This is a genomic window from Sinorhizobium sp. GQ132 (assembly GCF_059758575.1).
Genome location: NZ_JCAXDX010000015.1, coordinates 76,627 through 98,510 on the forward strand (window position 1 = coordinate 76,627; position 21,884 = coordinate 98,510).

At 62.6% G+C, this 21,884-nt stretch carries 21 protein-coding genes and 2 pseudogenes; 19 read left to right on the forward strand and 4 right to left on the reverse strand.

The genetic code is table 11. The features are described 5' to 3' along the window. Nucleotides 1-103 precede the first annotated feature (103 nt). The 4 genes and pseudogenes from AC6CIG_RS26235 to AC6CIG_RS26250 all read left to right on the forward strand — a co-directional run. Nucleotides 104-853, forward strand: a complete 750-nt coding sequence (locus tag AC6CIG_RS26235; RefSeq protein ID WP_102762297.1) for a winged helix-turn-helix transcriptional regulator — start codon at nt 104-106, stop codon at nt 851-853. Between the two features lie 184 nt (nt 854-1,037). Next, nucleotides 1,038-2,282, forward strand: a complete 1,245-nt coding sequence (locus AC6CIG_RS26240; protein ID WP_102762298.1) for an 8-amino-7-oxononanoate synthase family protein — start codon at nt 1,038-1,040, stop codon at nt 2,280-2,282. Nucleotides 2,283-2,336: 54 nt separating this feature from the next. Continuing rightward, nucleotides 2,337-2,771: an SMa0974 family conjugal transfer regulator gene (rctB, locus tag AC6CIG_RS26245; protein WP_437408717.1), complete on the forward strand. Its 435-nt coding sequence runs from the start codon at nt 2,337-2,339 to the stop codon at nt 2,769-2,771. Then, a pseudogene (locus AC6CIG_RS26250) lies at nt 2,758-2,874 on the forward strand (autoinducer-binding protein); the annotation flags it as partial. The gene rctB and the pseudogene AC6CIG_RS26250, both read left to right, overlap by 14 nt. 23 nt (nt 2,875-2,897) lie before the next feature. Here AC6CIG_RS26250 and AC6CIG_RS26255 read toward each other — a convergent pair. Beyond that, on the reverse strand, nt 2,898-3,488 hold the full coding sequence (locus AC6CIG_RS26255; protein WP_102762299.1) for an SOS response-associated peptidase: 591 nt from the start codon (nt 3,486-3,488) through the stop codon (nt 2,898-2,900). On the opposite strand from AC6CIG_RS26255, the pseudogene AC6CIG_RS26260 reads away from it, so the two are divergent. The 5 genes and pseudogenes from AC6CIG_RS26260 to AC6CIG_RS26280 form a co-directional block, all read left to right on the forward strand. Next, nucleotides 3,487-3,974: pseudogene (locus AC6CIG_RS26260) on the forward strand (SOS response-associated peptidase family protein); the annotation flags it as partial. The gene AC6CIG_RS26255 and the pseudogene AC6CIG_RS26260 overlap by 2 nt on opposite strands. Nucleotides 3,975-4,317: 343 nt before the next feature. Beyond that, nucleotides 4,318-5,478 carry a CaiB/BaiF CoA transferase family protein gene (locus AC6CIG_RS26265; RefSeq protein WP_018097189.1) on the forward strand — a complete coding sequence of 387 codons (1,161 nt, stop codon included), beginning with the start codon at nt 4,318-4,320 and terminating at the stop codon, nt 5,476-5,478. Beyond that, nucleotides 5,475-6,605, forward strand: a complete 1,131-nt coding sequence (locus AC6CIG_RS26270) for an ABC transporter substrate-binding protein (protein ID WP_102762301.1) — start codon at nt 5,475-5,477, stop codon at nt 6,603-6,605. Before AC6CIG_RS26265 ends, AC6CIG_RS26270 begins: the two co-directional genes overlap by 4 nt. A 134-nt stretch (nt 6,606-6,739) precedes the next feature. Beyond that, nucleotides 6,740-7,750: a glycoside hydrolase family 25 protein gene (locus AC6CIG_RS26275; protein WP_102762302.1), complete on the forward strand. Its 1,011-nt coding sequence runs from the start codon at nt 6,740-6,742 to the stop codon at nt 7,748-7,750. Between the two features lie 10 nt (nt 7,751-7,760). Continuing rightward, nucleotides 7,761-8,231, forward strand: a complete 471-nt coding sequence (locus tag AC6CIG_RS26280; RefSeq protein WP_026168826.1) for a GNAT family N-acetyltransferase — start codon at nt 7,761-7,763, stop codon at nt 8,229-8,231. A 31-nt stretch (nt 8,232-8,262) separates the two neighbouring features. Here the strand turns inward: AC6CIG_RS26280 and AC6CIG_RS26285 are convergent, their stop codons facing one another. Then, nucleotides 8,263-9,165 carry a LysR substrate-binding domain-containing protein gene (locus tag AC6CIG_RS26285; RefSeq protein ID WP_498324091.1) on the reverse strand — a complete coding sequence of 301 codons (903 nt, stop codon included), beginning with the start codon at nt 9,163-9,165 and terminating at the stop codon, nt 8,263-8,265. 184 nt (nt 9,166-9,349) lie between these two features. On the opposite strand from AC6CIG_RS26285, the gene argH reads away from it, so the two are divergent. The 6 genes from argH (at nt 9,350) to AC6CIG_RS26315 (ending at nt 15,724) form a co-directional block, all read left to right on the forward strand. Further along, nucleotides 9,350-10,816, forward strand: a complete 1,467-nt coding sequence (gene argH, locus AC6CIG_RS26290) for an argininosuccinate lyase (RefSeq protein ID WP_437408720.1) — start codon at nt 9,350-9,352, stop codon at nt 10,814-10,816. Beyond that, entirely contained in the window at nt 10,813-11,685 is an 873-nt protein-coding gene (locus AC6CIG_RS26295) for an amino acid ABC transporter permease (protein ID WP_498324092.1), read from the forward strand. The genes argH and AC6CIG_RS26295 overlap by 4 nt, the downstream gene beginning before the upstream one ends. An 8-nt stretch (nt 11,686-11,693) precedes the next feature. Further along, complete coding sequence (locus tag AC6CIG_RS26300; protein WP_018097183.1) at nt 11,694-12,464, forward strand: amino acid ABC transporter ATP-binding protein; 771 nt, start codon at nt 11,694-11,696, stop codon at nt 12,462-12,464. Nucleotides 12,465-12,526: 62 nt separating this feature from the next. Continuing rightward, nucleotides 12,527-13,357: an ABC transporter substrate-binding protein gene (locus AC6CIG_RS26305; protein ID WP_437408721.1), complete on the forward strand. Its 831-nt coding sequence runs from the start codon at nt 12,527-12,529 to the stop codon at nt 13,355-13,357. 86 nt (nt 13,358-13,443) lie between these two features. Further along, the gene (locus AC6CIG_RS26310; protein WP_498324093.1) at nt 13,444-14,835 is read left to right on the forward strand and encodes an MmgE/PrpD family protein; all 1,392 of its coding nucleotides are present in this window, start codon (nt 13,444-13,446) and stop codon (nt 14,833-14,835) included. A gap of 10 nt (nt 14,836-14,845) precedes the next feature. After that, the gene (locus tag AC6CIG_RS26315) at nt 14,846-15,724 is read left to right on the forward strand and encodes a polysaccharide deacetylase family protein (protein WP_437408723.1); all 879 of its coding nucleotides are present in this window, start codon (nt 14,846-14,848) and stop codon (nt 15,722-15,724) included. Nucleotides 15,725-15,791: 67 nt separating this feature from the next. Here AC6CIG_RS26315 and AC6CIG_RS26320 read toward each other — a convergent pair whose 3' ends face one another. Continuing rightward, entirely contained in the window at nt 15,792-16,628 is an 837-nt protein-coding gene (locus AC6CIG_RS26320; protein ID WP_437408724.1) for an amidohydrolase family protein, read from the reverse strand. A 50-nt stretch (nt 16,629-16,678) separates the two neighbouring features. After that, nucleotides 16,679-17,461, reverse strand: a complete 783-nt coding sequence (locus tag AC6CIG_RS26325; protein WP_100670645.1) for an IclR family transcriptional regulator — start codon at nt 17,459-17,461, stop codon at nt 16,679-16,681. Nucleotides 17,462-17,628: 167 nt separating this feature from the next. Here AC6CIG_RS26325 and AC6CIG_RS26330 point away from each other — a divergent pair, with 167 nt between their 5' ends. The 4 genes from AC6CIG_RS26330 (at nt 17,629) to AC6CIG_RS26345 (ending at nt 21,884) form a co-directional block, all read left to right on the forward strand. Beyond that, nucleotides 17,629-18,948, forward strand: coding sequence for an ABC transporter substrate-binding protein (locus tag AC6CIG_RS26330; protein ID WP_100670783.1), 1,320 nt, complete (start codon nt 17,629-17,631; stop codon nt 18,946-18,948). Nucleotides 18,949-19,017: 69 nt separating this feature from the next. After that, nucleotides 19,018-19,914 (forward strand): carbohydrate ABC transporter permease, encoded by an 897-nt coding sequence (locus AC6CIG_RS26335; protein WP_102764176.1) that lies wholly within the window; start codon nt 19,018-19,020, stop codon nt 19,912-19,914. Next, complete coding sequence (locus tag AC6CIG_RS26340) at nt 19,914-20,780, forward strand: carbohydrate ABC transporter permease (RefSeq protein ID WP_100670643.1); 867 nt, start codon at nt 19,914-19,916, stop codon at nt 20,778-20,780. The genes AC6CIG_RS26335 and AC6CIG_RS26340 overlap by 1 nt, the downstream gene beginning before the upstream one ends. 6 nt (nt 20,781-20,786) lie before the next feature. Further along, complete coding sequence (locus AC6CIG_RS26345; protein ID WP_018097175.1) at nt 20,787-21,884, forward strand: ABC transporter ATP-binding protein; 1,098 nt, start codon at nt 20,787-20,789, stop codon at nt 21,882-21,884.

Sequence of the window (21,884 nt, forward strand, 5' to 3'; positions counted from 1 at the left end):
TGGCTATTTCGCGCAATATCTCTAAAATTCTAGGGATTACGTAGGAGCTGCGACCATACTATTTCCGATTTTTGTGACATCAAACATCGGGAAGAGAACGGCGATGAGAAAGCTTGAAAGCACGAAGGCTCAGCACACAAAACACTTGGTCCTGATCTGCTCTGGTAATGCGAACTTCTACGTGTTGCTTGCACACATCCTCGCGTCGGAGGGCTTTCAGACGATGTTGGTGAGCGAAGAAGAGGTAGTGGATCAGGCTGTGCTAAGGCCGGCCACAGCAATCATCCTGGATTCAGCAGAGGATTCAGAGCTCACGGTGAGAACATGTGCCGCCATAAAGGCTAACGACGTAACCTCGCGTATCCCGACTATCGCCCTCGTTTCGTCCGGCAATGAGCGGTACTATCTGGCACTGTTGAAAGCGGGGGTTGACGAAAACTTCGTGCGCCCGGTCTCGCCGGCGAGGCTGCTTGCTTACCTTGGTTCTCTGCCGAACAATCGTGCGAATGATAAGCAGCCGACACATCCCGCTAGCGAAGAGGCCGCTGAGACCTTTGGCAAGTTAAGACTCGAGCCTGGGCGCCGTCTCGTCAGATATGGTGATGAAGACGTTCAATTCGGTGCCATCGAATTCAACCTGCTCCGATGCCTGCTTGAGGCACCGGGCCGGGTGCGGAGCCGTCTGGAACTGATCGAAGCGGCGTGGCCATCAAATCGCTACGTGCAGCCGCGCACCGTGGATGTGCATGTCGGTCGCTTGCGTCGGGAGCTCGAGCGCCTGACCGGCCATCCTCTTATTCGCACAATACGGGCCACCGGCTATGCGATCGACATTGATTATGGCTCCGATTGAGCTCGGATAGGTTTCACACTTCTCATATTTTTTTCAAAAGTGCAGGGAAAGGAAAATTCAACCGTAATTTTACGCCGAATGCAAAATTCAGCGTGAAAATATTTCGCAAATACTTCGTTGAGTTCAGCGACTAAACAAATAAATCTACCGTACATTCGCCGCTCAAGTATCGGGAGATTTCGGGATGGAAGAAAAAACGCCAGGGCAGGGAAGTATTTCTGGCAAGGGCGCCCAAAGGAACACCGCCAGCTTAATCCAGTACGCCCAAAGCCATTTCGATGCCGCGCATTTTCAGGGCTTGATGGCGATTTACGGGCGACCTCTGGAGCATCGTGCCGTGGCACTAACCCATGACCGCGGACGTCGGGTCGTCGACTTCGTGCGTTGCTCCTATCTCGGCTTGGACAACCATCCGCAGGTCGTTGCAGGTGCCGTCGACGCACTGAAAGATTACGGCGCGCTTCATTGGTCATGCGCAAGGACGCGTCTCAATTTCTCGATTCTCGGTGACTTGGAGGCGGCGCTGTCGGAGTTGTTCGATGCGCGGGTGATTACTTATACCACAGTGCTCGCAGCCAACATGAGCGCGTTGCCGCTGATTGCCTCCGGGCATCTCACGGGTGGCGTTAAGCCGCTGATGGTGTTCGATCGCTTTGCCCACGCGACGCTTGCCTTTCACAAGGGAACCATTGCCGCTGAAACTCGCGTCGAGACCATTCCTCACAACGATCTCAACGCGCTCGAGATGCTCTGCCGCGCGAACGAATCCGTCGCCTTCGTTTGCGACGGCGTTTATTCGATGGGAGGAAGCGCCGACATCGAGGACCTAAGGCGCCTGCAGGACCGCTATGGCCTCTTCCTCTATATAGATGACGCACATGGCATATCGATCTTCGGCAAGCACGGGGAAGGCTTTGCCAGATCGCAAATGAGCGGGCACCTGGGGGAGCGGACGATAATTGCGGCTTCGCTCGGCAAGGGCTTCGGCGCCTCAGGAGGCTTGATCATGCTTGGAACGGCGCGGCAGGAGGAACTGTTTCGAAGATTCGCGGTCGCTCATGCGTTTTCAGCGTCGCTGAATGTCGCGGCAATCGGCGCGGCGCGCGCGTCGCAGCAACTGCACCTAACGCAAGAACTCACGGAGCTACAACAGGGACTTCGAAGCAGAATCGCCTTGTTCGACAGCCTCGTTCCCACAGACCAGCAAGGCTCACCGTTGCCGATACGAACGGTCGAGATAGGCGACGAGATGACGGCCATCGAAGCCGCAAGAGCTTTGCTCGACCGCGGTTTCTATACGTCGGCGATCTTCTTTCCCACCGTTGCACGGGGGAGGGCAGGGTTGCGGCTTTGCCCCACGGCCGGACACTCTGAAGACGATATCCGCGCGGTGGGCACCGCGATCCAAGACGTGCTGACGAACAGATAAGAGCCTGTGCTGCACCAAGACCACGCCCAACATTGAATCTTAAAAGGAGCGAACATGTCTGAGCACCTCTCGGAGTGCTGTGTCTCCGTCCCCAGTTCAAGGAACCTCATCGAGACTGTCTCCCAACGGTTTGCCGAATTTTGCGTCTCAATCGTGGACGACGGAATGGAAAAGACCTTCAAGTTCATCGATGGCGAGGCCGTTGTGAGAGCTGTCGGTAGAGGGATTTTGATGCGGGTCGTCGCGACAGACGTCATCTCTTACTATGGAATACGAACGGCATTGGAGGGCAGCATTCTGAAGTTGACGGCATTGGAGCCCGAGGAATTCGCTTGGTACCCGGCCGGTGAATCACCATTTGCAGCGGTCGGACGTGTACATCCGAGCCAAGATGAAGTGCATGAACGCGAGAAACTCGCCACGGCTGAGGTTCACCACAAACGACTAACCGCAGGAACGTTGGACACGCACAGCAATCACCAGCATTGAGAACATGACCTACGCGAACTTCCACATGAATAATGCTCGCAGGTCGCTGAATGCCGGCACGCAGGCGCAGGCGACAAAGGTCAAGCTGATTTGGAGCCCGTGAATACATCACGAATCGAGCAGACTCTAGCCAACGTGCTCTACCGATAGCGTGCCTACCGGAAGGGGTTTGATCAACGACTTCGCAGAAACACTCGGGTTCAGCCAGTCAGTCCATAGATCGCGCTCAAGGATCACGATCTGTCGATCGTGGTACGGAGCGATGTCGGGCCCCGGCGCCATCGTCAGCATGGTGAAGGCTTGCCCGACCTCCGGCGTGTTGCGCCAGATGCCGGCGATGCAGAAGATCGGCTCGTCATTCTTGGTGAACAGCCACTTGTCCTTGCGCTTCTTGCTCGGATCCTTCGGATAGGTGAACTCGTAAAAGCCGTCGGCAAGAATCAGGCAGCGGTTGGAAATGAACTCCCGTCCCTCTGATCGGAAGTTATACACCGGCCGCTTGTTCGGCCCCGGCCAACTCCAGCGTCGCTGTACGAGCTCGGCCTCATCGGGCACTCCGTCGACCGCCCTGACGATCGGCCCATCATCGGTGATCTTGATGTCCTCACGGGCTTCGAGATTCGGGGTGCTTTCGCCGAAACGGATCTTGATCTTGAGCTCGGCAAAGTCCTCGACGATCGAGGCGACATCCGTCATCAGCCGATAATCATTGCACATGCATCCTCCGTCTCAGGTCCGATTGTCTCCAGTCCGACGCCCGCTCGACGAGCGCCGCGTTATAAGGCGCCATGACGGCGAAGTGGAGATGGTGGAGCGGCCGTGTGGCCTGCGTCCGCGCGACGTTAGCGGGCGCCGTGAAGGTCGTCCGATCGGAAGGCCGGACGTTCCCCGCCCGCCGCTGCCTGGTGCCCGCGTCCGATTTTCGCCATTGAAACTTTTCTCGCTCACCAATGGTGACTGTTTCTATTTCGCGGGGATTTGGCCGCCGGCGACCCGGCCTGGCCGGAGACATATGCCATCCTGACGATGGAGCCGAATGCCGATCTCGCGCCGTACCACGCCCGCCAGATGGCGGTACTCACCCTCGATCAACGCGTGGCCTGGCTCGACGGACTTTTCCGCGAAGACGAAATCCTGCGGCCGCAGCCGGCAGGGACTTTCCAGGTCTTGCGACACCCAACCTCTCCGGTTCAGTCGATGCTGGACGGGTCTGCGTCCCGTTGGGCTTGTTCTGGCCAGATGCCATCTTGGACAGAAACTTGTTGCAGGAAATGCCGCGGAGCCGGTGGGGCCTGTAGCGTGATGCGCATGCGCGGCATTCCGAGCGCCTCTCGATGGCGCCAGCGCGTCTCCAATCCGTGCAGGTATCGCCAGTGCTTTCGTTGCTTCATTCCGGCAGTCAGCTGCGCCATGCAGCGGACGTCGTCCCTTTTGCAGCTTGTCAGGACACCTATATTTGAATTAAGTCTTCAAATAAGAAGACACTATTTTTGTCCGACAGTCATCCGCATCGCGTTGCCGCTGCATGAGGGAAGAGTAACCACGCATGACAACAGAATCCGAACTGCCGCTTTCCGGCCTGGTGGTCGTCGACATGAGCCAGTTTCTTTCCGGCCCCTATTGTTCGCTGCGGCTGATGGATCTCGGGGCGCGGGTGATCAAGATCGAGCGGCCAGATGGCGGCGATCTTTCCCGCCGGCTTTATCTGAGCGACACGGAAATCGGCGGCGACTCGACCATTTTCCACGCGATCAACCGCGCCAAGGAAAGCCTTGCGATAGACCTCAAGAACGAGGCCGATCTTGCCGCACTGAAGCGGCTTCTCGCGCGGGCCGACGTCGTGATCCAGAACTTCCGGCCGGGCGTCATCGAAAGGCTGGGGCTGGACTATGAGGCGGTCAGGGCTATCAATCCGCGCATCGTCTATGCCTCGATCAGCGGTTATGGCGAGGAGGGCCCCTGGGTGAAGCGTCCCGGCCAGGATCTGCTGGCGCAGGCGCGCTCGGGCGTCATGTGGCTGAACGGCGACGAAGGGCAGGGGCCGGTTCCCTTCGGGCTCGCCATCGGCGACATGCTGGCCGGCGCCGCCGCCGCTCAAGGAATTCTCGCGGCGCTGGTGCGGCGCGGTATTTCCGGCAAGGGAAGCCTCGTCGAAACGAGCCTCCTGGAGGCGCTTGTCGATTTCCAGTTCGAGGTATTGACCACGCATCTCAATGACGGCGGCCGTCTGCCGAAGCGGTCGGCATTCCGGAGCGCCCATGCTTATCTCGCCGCACCCTACGGCGTTTATGCGGCGAGCGACGGCTATCTTGCGATCGCCATGACGCCGATCCCGAAGCTTGCGGATTTGCTTCAGATCGACGAACTCGCCCCCTATCGCGACGACCCGTCCTCGTGGTTCACCGAGCGCGACCGCATCAAGGCGCTGATTGCTGACCGCATCGCGCTCAGCACCGTCGACGAATGGCTGGCCGTGCTGGAGCCGGCCGACATCTGGTGCGCGCGCGTGCTCGACTGGAACGAGCTTCTGGAAAGCGAAGGTTTCCTGGTGCTCGACATGCTGCAGACGGTGATGCGCGAAGACGACGTATCGATCACCACCACGCGCTCGCCGCTGAGGATCAACGGCCGCCGCCCGCGCGTCGAGCGCGCCGCCCCGCGGATCGGTGAGCATGGCCGCTCGATCAGGGAGGAGTTCGGCCTATGAGCGTCGTCCTCAAGGGAATGACCTGGAATCACCCGCGCGGCTATGATCCGATGGTGGCCTGCTCGCAATCCTGGCAGGAAAAGACGGGCGTCGAGATCCGGTGGGAGAAGCGGTCGCTGCAGGATTTCGAAACCTTTCCGGTGGAGACCCTGGCAAGGAACTATGACCTGATCGTCATCGACCATCCGCATGTGGGGCAGATCACCGGCGAGAATTGCCTGCTGCCCCTGGACGTGCCGGGCCGCGAGGCGGAGCGGCAGGCGCTCTCGGCGGCAAGCGTCGGCCCGTCCTATCGGAGCTACGCGTGGAACGAACGGCAATGGGCCTTTCCGATCGACGCGGCGACCCAGGTGCAGGCCTGGCGGCCGGATCGCACGGATCGCCTTCAGACCTGGCGGGATATGCTCGCGCTCGCGCGCAGCGGCGGCGTCCTCCTGCCGCTCAGGCCGCCGCATTCGCTGATGAGTTTTTACACGCTCTGCGGCAATCTCGGCCGTCCCTGCCGCAGCGCCGGTAAGGGCGATCTCGTCGACGCCGAAACCGGCGCCATGGCGGTCGAGCTGCTGCAGGAAATCTCGGCACTCATCGACCCCGCATGCTTCGGAATGGACCCGATCGCGGTGCTCGAGGTCATGGCGGCCGAGGCCTCGCCCGCCGTCTGCGCGCCGCTTATCTACGGCTATGTCAGCTATTCCCTTACCGGCTTTCGCCCGGCGCTCGTCCGCTTCGGCGATTTCCCGACCGTCGGCGCCGCCGGGCCGGTCGGCTCGGCGCTCGGCGGGACGGGCATAGCCGTCTCGGCCTTTTCGCAGGCGCCGGAACAGGCGATCGATTTCGCCTATTGGCTTGCGGGCGGCGGCGTGCAGCGCGGCCTCTATGCGGCATCCGGCGGCCAGCCCGGCCACGGGGACGCCTGGCAGGACGATACGGTCAATGAGGCGACCCATGATTTCTACCGCGCGACGCGGGCGACGCTCGAAGGCGCCTGGCTCCGGCCACGCCACGACGGCTACATGACCTTCCAGCAGGCGGGCTCGGACCGCCTGAACGAGGGGCTGCGGAGCAGGGAAAGGCCGAGGCTCGTGGTCGAAGAGCTCAACCGGCTGTTTCTTGCGAGTTTTCGCTGACGGCGAAATCGCTCGCAACTCTGCCCGCGTAAAGATTGGATTCAATCTTTCTTGGTAATTTCCCGTTAGCAAGTCTCGTCAGTGGGTCCTGACGGCGCGGTTGCCGTCGGTTTTTGTATTGCGTGCGGGTCCTCATGCGTCCTTTTTCGGCTGTCTCAGCGATCGTCATAACCTGCCTGGCTCTAACGAGCTGCGGCTTCGGGGGGAGCAGGCCCTCGCGCGAGACGACGAGCTCCGTCGTCCGTCCGGCAAGTCCGGTTCCTTCGGCGGAGGTCAGTGCCGCTCCTGCGCAAGCGGCGCCTCAGCCGGAGGCGCTTGCCTGGGCGGGAACCGTTCCCGAGCCGCAGGCCTTCATGCCGGCGGAAAGGACGGTGGGCATGCCGGTTCCGGCCGAGCGACCCATTGCAATGCTCGCTCCCGAAAATCCCGCGCGCGAGCCGCGCGGCCGCTCGCGCGTCTACAGCCACAGCTTCCGCGATGCCCATCCGATCAATTTCGGTACCCGGTCGCCGCGCAAACTCGCCGTTCACGGCGTCGACGTTTCGCGCTGGCAGGGCGAAATCAACTGGGCGAAGCTGCGCACGCAAGGCGCCAACTTCGCCTATATCAAGGCGACCGACGGCGGCGATCACCTCGATCCCATGTTCAAGAAGAACTGGCGCCGGGCCGACGAGGCCGGGCTCAAACGCGGCGCCTACCACTTCTTCTATTGGTGCCGCACGGCCGGCGAGCAGGCGGACTGGTTCATCCGCAACGTGCCCCGGGATCCGACCGCGCTTCCGCCCGTCATCGATGTCGAGTGGAACGGCGAGTCGAGCTGCAAGCGGCGTCCGTCGCCGGAACGGGTGCGGGAAAAGATGCAGGTCTTCATGGACAAGCTGGAGCGCCACTACGGCCAGCGCCCGATTATCTATACCGCGCCGGACTTCTACCGCGACAATCTGCAGGGCGCGTTCCCCAATCATCCCTTCTGGCTGCGCTCGGTCGCGGCGCACCCGTCCAAGGTTTATCCCGGGCGCAAATGGATCTTCTGGCAATATTCGGGCTCGGGCCTGTCCCACGGCGTCGACGGGCGGATCGACCTCAACGTCTTCAACGGCAGCGAGGAAGACTGGCACAACTGGGTGGCGGCGCGCTCGAGCTGAGGGAACAGAAGTGACGCCGATCCGCCTGTTGCAGGCCCATGACGCAGCCTTCCCCGCAATTGCGGCCCTCATGGAGGAAATGCAGGCGCACTACCGCGTGGCCTGTCCGCCGCGCGCCGAGATAATCGCGGGGCTTGAAGCCATGCCGCCGGGCGCGGAGATCCTCGTCGCCGAGGAGCATGGTTCGGTGCTCGGTCTCGCCGCCTTCTCCGCGATTTACCCCGGGCCGGGCCTGAAGCCGGGCATCTTTCTGAAGGAACTCTACGTCAGCGGATCACAGCGGGGCCGCGGCCTCGGCCGGGCCTTGATGCAGAAGCTGGCCAGCCTGGCGAAGGAGCGCGGGCTCACGCGCATCGATTGGACCGCGGAGGCGGAAAACACTCGTCTCTTTTCCTTCTATGAAGACCTGGGCGGCGCACGCAAACCGGACAAGGTCTTCTTCCGGCTCGACGGAGAGGCGCTCGCGCGGCTGGCGGACTGAGATAGCGCGCCACGGCCCGGGCCGGCCGCCCTCAGTCGCCCATGCCTTCGGCTTCCGCCATCAGCCATGCCTCGAACGTCCGCATGGAAGCACTCGGCGCGATGTCCCGCGGTTTCGCGAACCAGTAGCCATGGTCGCTTCGATATCCGAAGCCGTTCGGATTGACGAGCTTTCCCGCCGCAAGGTCATCGAGGATGAGGCCGCGCGGGATCAAGGCCATTCCCTGTCCGGCAAGTGCTGCCCGGATCACCATCGTATAATAGCCGAAGCGCGTGGTGTGCCGGACCGCGAGGTCGTCCTTGCCATGGCCTTTGGCGAAATAATTCCAGTGCAGCGGCGTCTGCGGGTGCTCCAGCATGATGCCGTCGGCGAGATCTTCGATCGTCTCCGGAGCGCCGTTCTTCTCCCAGTAGGAAGGGGCGCTGACGACGAGAACCTCGCGCCCGAAGAGATAGCTGGTCTCCTCGTCCGGCAGCGGTTCGCTCAGGAAACGGAATATCGCATCGGGCGTCTGGGACTGTGTCGGAGAAACGAACGTCGTGAACTGCACCTCGATCTCCGGGTGCTGCTCGGTAAAGCGAAGGAAGCGCGGCAGCAGCCACCGGTCCCCGAAAATGGGCGGCACCTGCAATCTCAGCACGCGCGGGCCCGGTTTCAGGCGGGCGACCCGAAGGGCGGCGTCCTCCATCGCCTTCAATGCGGTGCGCGCCTGTTCGATATAGATCGTGCCCACTTCCGTCGGGATCATTCCGCGCGGTGTCCGGACGAAGAAGGGGCTGCCGATCAGCTCTTCGAGCGACAGCAATTGCTTGCTGACGGCGCTCTGCGACAGCGACGTGCTTTCGGCGGCAGCGCTCGTCGATCCCCTTTCGGCCACCGCAAGCAGCACCTGAAGCGCGGTCGTCGAAGGCAAGCGCCGCCGTCCCGAAGCCATGAAAATTCCTCCGCCAAATTCAGCCGATGCGCGTCCGCTCCGCCCCGTTCTTTGCGCAGACCCTAAATAAGTGCCCGGAGCAAGGCTAGTCGTTTTTGTCATAGCTTGGTGAAATAACTTCGCTTGCCGGGATATGCCACCCGTGGGAGCTTCTTCGAAAGAATGACAAATAAAGGGAACGAAGATGACCGAGCCCACTCAGCTTTGGGGTGGACGATTCAAGTCCGGACCGTCCGAAGCGCTTGCCAATCTGTCCCGCGCGCCCCGATCTTACTTTCGACTGTACAGGGAAGATATTGCAGGTTCACGCGCCCATGCTTCCGAGTTGAAGCGCGCCGGCGTCCTGGACGAGGGTGAATTCTCCGCGATACGCGCGGCCCTGGAAGGCATCGAAGCCGATATCGGTGCCGGCCGCGAAGAACCTATTGCGGCTGATGAGGATCTGCATACCTTTCTCGAGCGTCTGTTGATGGCGCGCCTCGGCACGCTTGGCGGCAAGCTTCGCGCCGGGCGGTCGCGCAACGACCAGACGGCCAACAATACGCGCCTCTATCTGCGGCGCATGGCGCGGGAGCTTTCCCGGGGCGTGATCGCCATCGAAGAAGCACTGATGGAGCAGGCATCCCGGCATACGGAGACCGTGATGCCCGGCTTTACCCATCTTCAGCCGGCCCAGCCGGTCGTGCTCGGCCACCACCTCATGGCGCACGCGCAGTCGCTGCTGCGCGACCTGCAGCGTTTTGCCGATTGGGACCGCCGCTTCGATCGCTCGCCTCTGGGTGCGGCCGCACTGGCCGGCTCCGGCATTGCGCGCCGCCCCGATCTCTCCGCCATCGATCTCGGCTATTCGGCCGCTTGCGAGAACTCCATCGATGCCGTCGCCGCGCGCGATCACGTCGCCGAATTCCTCTTCATCTGCTCGCTGGTGGCGGTGGATCTCTCGCGGCTTGCGGAGGAAATCTGCCTCTGGAGCTCCAAGCAGTTCAGCTGGGTACGGCTGCATGATTCCTATTCCACCGGCTCCTCGATCATGCCGCAGAAGAAGAATCCCGACGTCGCCGAGCTGACGCGCGGCATGTCGGGCACGCTGATCGGCAACATCGCCGGCTTCCTCGCCACCATGAAGGCGATGCCGCTCGCCTATAATCGCGATCTCGCCGAGGACAAGCGCAGCCTGTTCGAGACGATCGACGTTCTCGAACTGGTCCTGCCCGCCTTTGCCGGCATGGTGGGAACGCTGGAATTCGACGTGGAGAAGCTGCGCGAGGAGGCGCCGAAGGGCTTCACGCTCGCGACCGAAGTGGCCGACTGGCTGGTGGGCCGGGACGTGCCTTTCGCCGAAGCGCACGAGATCACCGGCGCAGTGGTGCGCTATTGCGAAGAGCGCGGCCACGACCTTGCCGGCCTGACGGCTGAGGATCTGCCGGGGATCGATCCGCGGCTTCAGCCGGAGATGCTTGCGGCACTGGCGCTCGAAAAGGCGCTTGCGAGCAGAAACGGCTACGGTGCAACAGCGCCGGAGCGGGTTCGCGAGCAGATCGCCCGCTTCGAAACGGCGCTTGCCGGCTGCCGCGCCTTTGCCGGCGGCCCGACCGGCGGCTGGGCCATTGCGGGCGCGAAGAACGGCGCAGAGGAGGCGCGACGCCGATGAATGTGGCAAGCCTCGCAACTCCGCCTGCGGATTCCAAATACGAGATCGCCCATCTGAAACTGGTGCCGAAGCGCCATATCGGGCGGATGATTGCGGCGTGCATCGTGCTCCTGCTGTTTGCAGGTCTCGTGCGGGCCTTCAGCGTCGGGCAGATCGAATGGAGCTATGTCCGCGATTTTCTCTTCGCACCCGCAATCCTCGCCGGCCTCTACAACACTCTGCTGATGACCGTTGCCGCCATGGGGCTCGGCATCGTCCTCGGCGTCGTCATCGCCATCATGCGGATATCAGGCAATCCGGTGCTGTCGTCGATCGCCATCGGCTATATCTGGGTCTTTCGCGGCGCCCCGGCGCTGCTGCAGTTGATGCTGTGGTTCAACCTGGCGCTCATCTTCCCGACGCTCGGCATTCCGGGACTGTTCGAGTTCAGGACGGTCGACGTCATGACGCCCTTCGTCGCCGCCGTACTCGGGCTCGGCATATCCCAGGGCGCCTATACTTCGGAGGTCGTGCGAAGCGGGCTCCTGTCCGTCGACAGCGGCCAGTACGAGGCTGCGCGCACGATCGGCATGACGCAGATGATGATGCTGCGCCGTATCGTCCTGCCGCAGGCGATGCGCGTCATGGTGCCGCCGGTCGGCAACGAGGTGATCGGCATGGTGAAGCTGACGTCGCTCGCCAGCGTCATCCAGTATTCCGAGATCCTCCACAACGCGCAGATCATCTATTTCGCCAATACCCGCGTCCTCGAACTGCTGCTGGTCGCGAGCTTCTGGTACCTGCTCGTCGTCTCCGTGCTCTCGATAGGGCAGCACTATATCGAGCGCTATTTCGGCCGCGGTTCGAAATCGATCCGCTCGTCCATGTGAGGTCGGTCATGAACCAGGATATTCTCGTCAAGGCTATCGACGTCACGAAGAATTACGGCACGTTCCGCGCTCTCGACAAGGTCAGCCTGGACGTCGCCCGCGGAGAGGTGAGCTGCATCATCGGTCCTTCGGGCTCGGGCAAGAGCACGCTTCTGCGCTGCATCAATCTTTTGGAGCGGATGGACGGCGGAGCGATCTGGGTCGAGGACGAACTGATCGGCTACCGCCGCGACGGCAACAATCTCCACGAAATCAGCGATGCGGAGATTTCGCGCCAGCGGCGCCGGATCGGCATGGTCTTCCAGCGCTTCAACCTGTTCCCGCACAAGACCGCCCTGGAAAACATCACCGAGGGCCCCGTGCAGGTGCTCGGCGAGCCGGTGAAGGAAGCGCGCGACAGGGCCTCGGCATTGCTGGAGCGGGTGGGCCTCGCGGACAAGGCGAACCATTACCCTTCCGAGCTTTCCGGGGGCCAGCAGCAGCGCGTCGCGATCGCTCGCGCCATGGGGATGCGGCCGGACCTCATTCTCTTCGACGAACCCACATCGGCGCTCGACCCTGAACTGGTGTCGGAAGTGCTCGATGTGATGCGGGACCTTGCCGCCTCCGGCATGACGATGATCGTCGTCACCCATGAGCTCGGCTTCGCCCGCAACGTGGCGAATACCGTCACCTTCATGGAAACCGGCAAGGTGGTCGAAACCGGCTTGGCATCGGAGGTTCTCAGCACCCCGAAAAGCGCCCGAACGGCGGAGTTCATCAAAGCCGTTCACAGCTGAGGAACAGAAAAACGGCGGCAGACGAAGCCGCCGGCTCGAACCAGGACAAGATGGGGAACCACATGAACAAGCATATCGCAGCGCTCACGGTCGCATGCCTTGCCGCAACCTCCGCCAATGCCGCCGGCCTGCCCGAGCGGGTGAAGTCGGCCGGCAAGGTCGTCGTCGCCAACCAGCCGAACTATCCGCCGATGGAATATGTCGACCCGGCGACCAACGAGCTTAAGGGTGTCGACATCGATCTCGGCGTCGCGCTCGCCAAAGAGCTCGGCACCACGGTCGAGTGGTCGAATATCGGCTTCGAGCAGATGATCTCGTCGCTTCAGACCGGCCGCGTCGACCTTATCCATAGCGGCATGAGCGATCTTCCGAAGCGCCGGGATACGCTCGATTTCATCGATTACATGAAATCCGGCGCGCAGTTCTACACGTCCTTCGCCCGCAAGGACGAGTTCAAGACGCTCGCCGATTTCTGCGGCAAGACCGTCGGCATGAGCCGTCGCACCTCTTTCCCGGACGAGACGGCGAAATGGAGTGCTGCCAATTGCGAAGCCAAGGGGCTGCCGGCCATCAAGGTCGTCGGCACGGAAGGCTCTGCCGATGCCCGCGCCCAGCTCAAGCAAGGCCGGCTCGACGCCGCCGTCCAGGGTTCCGAAACGCTGCCCTATCTGATGGATCTCGAGAAGGACACCTACGCCGTCGTGGGCGAGCCCTTCACCGTGGTCTATCAGGGCATCGGTTTCGCCAAGAAGGACACGGAACTGCGCGACGCCTATGCTGCAGCGCTGAAGGCCCTGATGGAATCAGGCGAGTACAAGGCGATTTTCGCCAAATACGGCCTCGAGGGCACCTTGCTCGACGGCATTTACGTCAACGGCGAAGCGGTGAAGTAATTTCGCCGCGTTGCGGCCCCGCCGAACAGGCCGGGCCGCAAAATGCGCCGTCGCCGACCGATTCTCGACAAACCATGAGCAGTTCCATGCCCCGCGTTGCTGCCGACACGCCGGTCGACAGGCTGGCATCCTTTCTTGCAGCCCTTAAGTTCGAAGCGCTTCCAGCCGATGTCGTCGAAAAGACCAAAGTCCACATCGCGGACACGATCGGCGCGGCACTGGCTGGCGCGCGCTCGGCGGAAGCCGGGATAGCTCGCAGGGCCGCCGGTGTGCCCGGTAGCGCGCTGATCTGGGGCACCGGCGATCGCGCGGCAGCGCGTGAGGCCGCGCTCATAAACGGGGTCGCGGCCCACGCTTTCGAACTCGACGATTCCGGCGGGTGCGACCATTCGGGCGCCGTCCTCATTCCCGCCGTTCTGGCCGCGATTGCCGAGGCGAAGCGGCCGGTGACGGGCAGGGAACTCATCGCCAGCGTGGTCGCGGGCTACGAGACCGGCCGACGCGTCCTCGAAGCGGCGGGCGGATACGACAGCCACAACGGGCTCGGCTGGCATTCCACGGGCACCTGCGGGACGCTTGCGGCTGCGGCGGCCGTGGCCAGGCTTTCCGGTTTCGACGATCTTGCCACGCGCGATGCGATCACGCTCGCCACCAGCTTCTCCTCCGGCCTCTGGGCCTTCATCCATGACGGATCGCAGGCGAAGAAGGTCCATGCCGGCCGCGCGGCCGAGGGCGGGCTGCTCGCGGCGCGGTTGGCAGGGGAGGGCCTTGCCGGCCCCTCCAGGGTCTGCGACGACGTCTGGGGCGGTTTTTTCCGGTCGTTCAACCAGGATGTCTGCGAGCCGCAGAAGCTATGCGAAAGACTGGGCCACGACTGGAAGGTGCGGCGTGCGGTTCTCAAACCTTACGCCTCCTGCCGGGGCGCCCATTCGGCGATCGATGCGCTGGACGACCTGCTTTCGGGAACGGGCCGTGATGCAGCTGAGATCGAGCGGATCGAGTTGCGGTTGAGCGCCATGCTGATGGGCATGTGCGGCGCCCGGGAGAACGGTGCCATGGCGCCCACGCAGATGAGCCTGCCCTATGCGCTTGCGGCACGCTGCGTGTTCCTGACGGCCGGGCTCCAGGCCTATGCCGCCGACCGGCGCGCCGATCCCCGCCTGCGGGCCGTCATGGACCGCATGCTGCTCACGGTGGACGATGGGATGCAGCCGCTTGACGAGCCGGTCGTCACGCTTCTCTTCAAGGACGGCGCCCGTCTGGCACGAATGGTGCCCCGCGCGACCGGCTCCGCCGAAAGGCCGATGCGCCCCGCCGCCATCCGCGCCAAGTTCGGAGAGCTCGCCGCGATGAGCACCGAAACGGAGCAGGCGGACGGGCTCTGGAGGATGCTCGCCGAGCTCGAACACGTCGAGGATTGCCGCGCTCTGGAGCCCCTGCTTGCGGGCGACGGCGACAAGCGTCCCGTCTTTTGCTGAGGATTTCGTGATGACCTACGACCTGACGCCCCGTCCGCTCAATCCGGCGCCGCAAACGCCGGCGATGACCTGGCCGAACGGCGCGAAGAGCGCCGTCTTCATCGGCTTCGACGTGGATGCCGAAACCGCGTGGATCGGCAACAATCCTTCGAATGTCGATCGGATGGTGACCACCTCCCATGGCGGCTACGATGCGCGCGTCGGCATTGCCAGGATCGTCGAACTGATGGACGAGCTGGCGATGAAGGCGACGTTCTTCACGCCCGGCTGGACGGCGCTTGCCCATCCCGCGGCCTGCGAGAAGATTGTCGCGGCCGGACACGAGATCGGTCACCACGGCTATCTTCACAAGATGCCGGATCGCGATCGGCTGGACGAGACGTTCGAGGAGATCGACCGCGGCTTCGAGGCGCTGCAGCGGGCATTCGGCATCCGTCCCGTCGGTTACCGCGCGCCCTCGGGAGAGAACTTTCCCGAGCTCATCGCCTATCTTGCCAAATCGGGCATCCGCTATTCCAGCTCGTTTCGCGACGACATCCTGCCCTACCGGCACGCGTCGGCGAACGGCGTGCCGGGCCCGGTGGAGATTCCGGTCAACTTCGCATTCGACGACTGGAATTTCGGGATGTCCAGCCGCTCGAGCGCGCGACCGCTCTTCGGCCGCGAAGCCGTCCTTTCGCTCTGGATCGACGAATTCGAGGCCATTCATGCCTGGGGCGGCGTCACGACGCTCGTCCTGCACCCGCAAGTGTCCGGCCGTCCGATGCGCTGGCACCTCCTTCGCGACTTCCTGCGTCACGTTCAGGCAAAAGGCGACGTTTGGATCGCAACCGGCAAGGAGATCGCCGACCATTTCGAGACCCTGGAACGGCAACGCGCCGCATCATGACGGCGCCTCCCGCACGCCCTCATGCCGTGTGACAAGCACAGGGGTGAGGGAGCAAGGGAGAGAATCGTCAGGGCAGGTTCCAGATCTGCCGCGCATTGCCGGAGAGCAGCTTCCTCCGTTCCTCGGGACTGCAGCCTTCGATGAGAGCCTGGGTGGCCGCGAGCCAGGTCGAGAGGTTGCCGCCGAGGGTGCAGACCGGCCAGTCGCTGCCCCAGACGACGCGGTCCCATCCGAAGACTCCGATGGTGTGCTCGACATAGGGACGGATGGAATCGAGCGCCCAGCCTTCCTCCGCATAGGCGACCACTCCGGAGATCTTGGCGACGACATTCGGGCGGCGGGCGATCTCGGTCATATGATCGCGCCAGGGATGCTCCGCGTGACCCTTTATGTCGGGAACGCCGCAATGGTCGAGAATGAACTGAACGTCGGGCGCGAGGTCGGCGAGTGCCATGGCTTTCGGAATCTGATGCGGCAGGACGCAGAGATCGAAGGTGAAACGGGTGCCGGAGAGCCGCTTGATGTTTTGGCGAAAGAGAGATTGCTCGGAGAGATCGTCGGCAACGACGTGCAGCACCCGTCTGAAACCCTTGACGAAGGCGTTTTCCTCCTGCCGCGCGAGATAGGCGGCGAAGCCTTCCTCTTCCGGGCGGCAGGCGGCGATTGCGCCTTTGAGGAGGCTTCCGGGCTCACCCGCAAGACGCGCGACCTCGCGCGTTTCGAGTTCGATCTCAGCCGGGTCGACGTCCACTTCCATATGCAGCGAGGCGGCAATGCCCACGCGCTTTGCCTCCGCCGCATAGGTCGAATAGAGAAAATCGCGATCGAGCGCGGGAACGCCGGCGAGCCACGGATAGTTTAGCGCCGATTTGTCGATCAGATGCAGATGCGTGTCGATGATCAAGGCTGCTCCTCCTCTTCATTCAAATAGGAAGTCTGTTTTTCCGGCGCGGATCAACCCTGCGCGACATCGGCACCGGCGAGCGCCGAGAGCTGCGATGCGGTCTTGAGCAGGAGCGATATGGTCTCGGTGATATCAGGGGCCGAAGGATTGTTGACCAGGGAGATATAAGGGCAGGTGAGCGCTGCGATGCTGCGTCCGTCGGGCCCAAGGATCGGGGCGGAGAGGTTGTAGACACCGGCGGTCTGGGCACTTGCCATCATCTCGTAGCCGCGCTCGCGGATCTGGTCGAGACGGGCGTAGAATTCCGGGGTGAGGTTTATCTCGTCCCTGCTGCGCACATGTTCGGAGATCATCATTTCCCGTTCCTCCGGCGAACGGAATGCAAGCAGCACGTGACCCGATCCGGTGTCGAACAGGCTGATATGCGAGCCCACCCGGATCGAAATGCCCCAATAGTCCGGCGCCTCCTGCTGCGCGATCACGACGGCGGAGCCGCGGTCGAAGACGGCGAGTTGGTTGGCCTGCTTGGACCGCTGGGCGAGGTCACGCATCAGCGGCGTGGCGAAGGAAGCGAGCCGGCGCACGGGCGCATGCAACTGTGCCAATCCGAAGAGTTTCAGGGTCAGCGAATAGAGATCGCCGTCGATACGGGTCACGTAGCCGCGGCGCACCAGACGGTCGAGCATGCGGTAGAACTCGTTCGGACTGCGGTTCAGCCTCTTCGAAATCTCCGCCTGCGTGAGGCCGCCGTCGACGCTGGCAAGCAGCTCCAGTATGTCCAGGCCCTTGTCGAGTGCCGGCGCGCGATACTTGTCGGACTCTTCATTGTCCATCCGCGTCTCTCCCAGATGAATATTCCTCTCCATATACGCATGAAAAGCGGAAGACGGAAGGGAATAGCCCTTGACCATCAATAAATTTATCGTTTGTATATAAATTAGTTTCTCACGGATGAGGACTCATGCTCTCGGAGAAGGGCGTGTTCAGCGGAGGAAATACAATGAACAGGCTGCTTTCCGGCGTATCGGCCGGAGTGATCATGCTTGCTTGCGCAATGGGGGCGGCAAATGCCGCGGACCTGCCCGGCAAGTTCGAAGGCGTGACCATCGACGCCAAGCTGATCGGTGGACAGCAGTACGAGAAACTCTATGAGCGCATCGGCGAATGGGAGAAGGCGACCGGCGCCAAGGTCAACATCCTGTCGAAGAAGAACCACTTCGAACTCGACAAGGAGATCAAGTCCGATATCGCCACCGGCGGCCTCACCTGGTGCGTCGGTTCGAACCACTCCTCCTTCGCGCCGCAATATCCGGACATCTATGCGGACCTTTTCGGTCTCATCCCTTCCGAGGAAGTGGCCAAATTCGTGCCGGCCGTAATCGACGCCTCGACGCTCGACGGCAAGCTCGTCATGCTGCCGCGGGCGCAGTTCGACGTCTCCGCTCTCTATTTCCAGAAGAGCCTTTACGAGGACGAGGCGAAGAAGACCGAATTCAAGGCCAAATACGGCTATGACCTCGCGCCGCCGGACACCTGGGCTCAGGTGAGCGACCAGGCGGAATTCTTCGCCGCTCCGCCGAATTTCTACGGCACCCAGTTTGCCGGCAAGGAGGAAGCGATCAACGGTCGCTTCTACGAAATGCTGGTCGCCGAGGGTGGGGAATATCTCGACAAGGACGGGCGCCCCGCCTTCAATTCGGAAGCGGGCGTGCGCGCGCTCGAATGGTTCGTCAAGCTCTACAAGGACAAGGCGGTACCGCCGGGCACCACCAACTATCTCTGGGACGATCTCGGACAGGGCTTCGCCTCGGGCTCGATCGCGGTCAATCTCGACTGGCCCGGCTGGGCATCCTTCTTCAACGATCCGAAGTCCTCGAAGGTCGCCGGCAATGTCGGCGTCAAGGTTCAGCCGGCCGGCTCCTCCGGCAAGCGCACCGGCTGGTCCGGGCATCACGGCTTCTCGGTGACCGAATCCTGCGCCGACAAGGAAGCAGCCGCCTCGCTCGTCTGGTGGCTGACGAACGAGGACAGCCAGAAGCTCGAATCCGCCGCCGGCCCGCTGCCGACGCGAAGCGCCGTCTGGGACTACAATATCAAGGCCGCGGAAGGCGACGCCTACAAGACCGAGGTCCTGCAGGCGTTCCAGGAAGCGGCAAAGCATGCTTTCCCGGTGCCGCAGACGGCTGAGTGGATCGAGATCTCCAACGCAGTCTATCCGGAGCTGCAGGCAGCGATCCTCGGCGACAAGACGTCGAAGGAAGCGCTCGACGCCGCCGCCGAAAAGGCGACCGGCATCCTCGAAGACGCCGGCAAGCTCTGATCCCCATCGAAAGGCGGCGCCGGACCGTTTCGGCGCCGCCACGCATGTGAACTCTTCCCAGGATCTCCGATGAAGCTCTCGAAACTGTCGGCACCCACGCTTCTGCTGCTTCCGGCCTTCATCGTCCTGGCAGTGTTCATCGTGCTGCCGCTCGTCTTCTCGCTTTATTCGAGTTTCACCCCGTTCCGTCTGACCAAGCCGGACTCGCTTTGGGTCTTCATCGGGTTTCGCAACTATGTGAACGTCCTCACCAATGCCGAGTTCTGGGTCGCGTTCGGCCGGACGGTGCTCCTTCTCACCGTCGCGCTCAACGCCGAGATGTTCCTCGGTCTTGGCTTGGCGCTGCTGGTCAACAAGGCGACTTACGGCCAGCGGGCGTTGCGGACCGCGATGATGTTTCCGATGATGTTCTCGCCGGTGCTGGTGGGCTTCCAGTTCAAGTTCCTGTTCAACGACAATATCGGCTTCGTCAACAACACGCTGCAGTCGCTGGGCCTCACCGACCGTGCCATCCCCTGGCTGATCGACGGCAATCTCGCGCTCTTCTCGATCATCGTCGCAGAGGTCTGGTCGTCGACCGCGGTTTTCGCGATCCTCATTCTCGCCGGGCTGCTTGCCATGCCCAAGGATCCGGTCGAAGCGGCCCATGTCGACGGCTGCACGCCCTGGCAGACCTTCCGCTACGTCACCTGGCCCTATCTGATGCCCTTCGCCTTCATCGCGATGACGATCCGTTCGCTCGATGTCGCGCGCGCCTACGACATCGTCAAGATCATGACGGATGGTGGCCCGGCAAAGCGCACCGAACTGCTCTGGACGCTTATCGGACGCACCGCCTATGGCGACGCCCGCATGGGCATGGCCAACGCAATGGCCTACGTCGCCATCCTGTTGTCGATCGTCTTCACCGTCTATTTCTTCCGCAAGCTCGCCGCGGCGCGCCAGCAGATCGGAGCCGAGTGGTAATGGATACGAACGCGTCTCATCGCCTGCGGCGGCGGTTGCTGAAGGTGGCGCACCTCGTGGGGCTCTTTCTCGCCATGCTGGTCATCTGCCTGCCGGGCCTCTGGATCGTGCTGTCATCGCTGCGGCCGACGGTCGAGATCATGGCCAAGCCGCCGGTCTGGATCCCGGAGACGCTCTCGTTCGACGCTTACCGGGCGATGTTCTCGGGCGCCGGGCAGGGGGGCGTCCCGGTCTGGGATTATTTCCGCAATTCGCTCATCGTATCGGTCACCTCCACGGTCATCGCGCTGGCGATCGGCCTTTCCGGCGGCTATGCCTTCGCGCGCTACCGGTTCAAGGCGAAGTCGGCCATCTTCCTCGGCTTCATGCTGACGCGCGCAGTGCCGGGCATCGCGCTGTCGCTGCCGCTCTTCATGCTTTATGCGCGCACCGGCATTATCGATACGCATTTCTCGCTGATCCTCACCTATGTCGCGCTCAACGTTCCCTTCACGATCTGGCTGATCGACGGATTCTTCCGCCAGGTGCCGAAAGATCTCGCGGAAGCCGCGCAGATCGACGGCTGCACCCCTTGGCAGGCCTTCTGGCAGGTGGAGTTTCCGCTTGCCGGCCCGGGCATTGCGTCGGCCGGTATCTTCGCTTTCCTGACGTCCTGGAACGAATATGCACTCGCTTCGCAGATTACCCGCTCCGTCAATTCCAAGACCTTGCCCGTGGGGCTCCTCGACTACACCGCCGAATTCACCATCGACTGGCGCGGCATGTGCGCGCTTGCGGTCGTCATGATCGTTCCGGCGTTGACCCTCACCTTCATCATTCAGAAGCACCTCGTCTCGGGCCTGACCTTCGGCGCGGTGAAAGGATAATCGTTCATGGCGCCCGTTACGCTCAAGAAACTCGTCAAGCGCTACGGCGCTCTGGAAGTCGTGCACGGCATCGATCTCGAAGTGAAGGATCGCGAATTCATTGCGCTCGTCGGACCTTCGGGCTGCGGCAAGTCGACGACGCTGCGCATGATCGCGGGGCTCGAGGAGGTCAGCGGCGGCGCGATTGAGATCGGCGGGCGAACGGTCAACGATCTGCCGCCTCGGGCGCGCAACATCTCGATGGTCTTTCAGTCCTATGCACTCTACCCGCATATGACGGTTGCCGAGAATATGGGTTTCTCGCTGAAAATCGCCGGGCGTCCGGCGGAAGAGATCAAGACGCGCGTTGCCGAGGCGGCGGCGATCCTCGATCTCGGCCATCTTCTCGAACGTCGCCCTTCGCAACTGTCGGGCGGCCAGCGCCAGCGCGTCGCCATGGGACGCGCGATCGTGCGGCAGCCGGACGTCTTTCTTTTCGATGAGCCTTTGTCGAACCTCGACGCGAAGCTCAGGACCCAGGTGCGCACCGAGATCAAGAAACTGCACGCCCGCATGCAGGCGACGATGATCTACGTCACCCATGATCAGGTGGAGGCGATGACGCTCTCCGACCGCATCGTCATCATGCGCGACGGGCATATCGAGCAGGTGGGCACGCCGGAGGATGTCTTCCGCCGCCCGGCGACCAAGTTCGTCGCCGGCTTCATCGGCTCGCCGCCGATGAACATGGAGGAGGCGGTCCTGACGGACGGAAAGCTCGCCTTTGCAAGCGGAGCGACCCTGCCGCTTCCGCCACGCTTCCGTTCCTCGGTTCGCGAGGGCCAGAAAGTGACCTTCGGGCTTAGGCCGGACGATGTCTATCCTTCGGGGCACGGCCTCCATGCGGGCGATGCGGACGCCGTCCACGAGATCGAGCTTCCGGTCACGATCACAGAACCGCTGGGCAACGAAACCCTGGTTTTCACTCAGTTCAACGGGCGGGATTGGGTCTCGCGCATGCTCAACCCGCGGCCGCTGCGCCCGGGCGAGGCGGTGCGCATGAGCCTCGATCTGTCCCGGGCGCATCTCTTCGACGGCGAGACCGGAAAGGCTTTGGCAGGCTGA

What these genes read in the sequence shown, in the direction of transcription:
- AC6CIG_RS26235 (WP_102762297.1), top strand. Translation starts at nt 104, where the DNA reads ATGAGAAAGCTTGAAAGCACGAAGGCTCAGCACACAAAACACTTGGTC.
- AC6CIG_RS26240 (WP_102762298.1), top strand. Translation starts at nt 1,038, where the DNA reads ATGGAAGAAAAAACGCCAGGGCAGGGAAGTATTTCTGGCAAGGGCGCC.
- rctB (WP_437408717.1), top strand. Translation starts at nt 2,337, where the DNA reads ATGTCTGAGCACCTCTCGGAGTGCTGTGTCTCCGTCCCCAGTTCAAGG.
- AC6CIG_RS26255 (WP_102762299.1), bottom strand. Translation starts at nt 3,488, where the DNA reads ATGTGCAATGATTATCGGCTGATGACGGATGTCGCCTCGATCGTCGAG.
- AC6CIG_RS26265 (WP_018097189.1), top strand. Translation starts at nt 4,318, where the DNA reads ATGACAACAGAATCCGAACTGCCGCTTTCCGGCCTGGTGGTCGTCGAC.
- AC6CIG_RS26270 (WP_102762301.1), top strand. Translation starts at nt 5,475, where the DNA reads ATGAGCGTCGTCCTCAAGGGAATGACCTGGAATCACCCGCGCGGCTAT.
- AC6CIG_RS26275 (WP_102762302.1), top strand. Translation starts at nt 6,740, where the DNA reads ATGCGTCCTTTTTCGGCTGTCTCAGCGATCGTCATAACCTGCCTGGCT.
- AC6CIG_RS26285 (WP_498324091.1), bottom strand. Translation starts at nt 9,165, where the DNA reads ATGGCTTCGGGACGGCGGCGCTTGCCTTCGACGACCGCGCTTCAGGTG.
- argH (WP_437408720.1), top strand. Translation starts at nt 9,350, where the DNA reads ATGACCGAGCCCACTCAGCTTTGGGGTGGACGATTCAAGTCCGGACCG.
- AC6CIG_RS26295 (WP_498324092.1), top strand. Translation starts at nt 10,813, where the DNA reads ATGAATGTGGCAAGCCTCGCAACTCCGCCTGCGGATTCCAAATACGAG.
- AC6CIG_RS26300 (WP_018097183.1), top strand. Translation starts at nt 11,694, where the DNA reads ATGAACCAGGATATTCTCGTCAAGGCTATCGACGTCACGAAGAATTAC.
- AC6CIG_RS26305 (WP_437408721.1), top strand. Translation starts at nt 12,527, where the DNA reads ATGAACAAGCATATCGCAGCGCTCACGGTCGCATGCCTTGCCGCAACC.
- AC6CIG_RS26310 (WP_498324093.1), top strand. Translation starts at nt 13,444, where the DNA reads ATGCCCCGCGTTGCTGCCGACACGCCGGTCGACAGGCTGGCATCCTTT.
- AC6CIG_RS26315 (WP_437408723.1), top strand. Translation starts at nt 14,846, where the DNA reads ATGACCTACGACCTGACGCCCCGTCCGCTCAATCCGGCGCCGCAAACG.
- AC6CIG_RS26325 (WP_100670645.1), bottom strand. Translation starts at nt 17,461, where the DNA reads ATGGACAATGAAGAGTCCGACAAGTATCGCGCGCCGGCACTCGACAAG.
- AC6CIG_RS26330 (WP_100670783.1), top strand. Translation starts at nt 17,629, where the DNA reads ATGAACAGGCTGCTTTCCGGCGTATCGGCCGGAGTGATCATGCTTGCT.
- AC6CIG_RS26335 (WP_102764176.1), top strand. Translation starts at nt 19,018, where the DNA reads ATGAAGCTCTCGAAACTGTCGGCACCCACGCTTCTGCTGCTTCCGGCC.
- AC6CIG_RS26340 (WP_100670643.1), top strand. Translation starts at nt 19,914, where the DNA reads ATGGATACGAACGCGTCTCATCGCCTGCGGCGGCGGTTGCTGAAGGTG.
- AC6CIG_RS26345 (WP_018097175.1), top strand. Translation starts at nt 20,787, where the DNA reads ATGGCGCCCGTTACGCTCAAGAAACTCGTCAAGCGCTACGGCGCTCTG.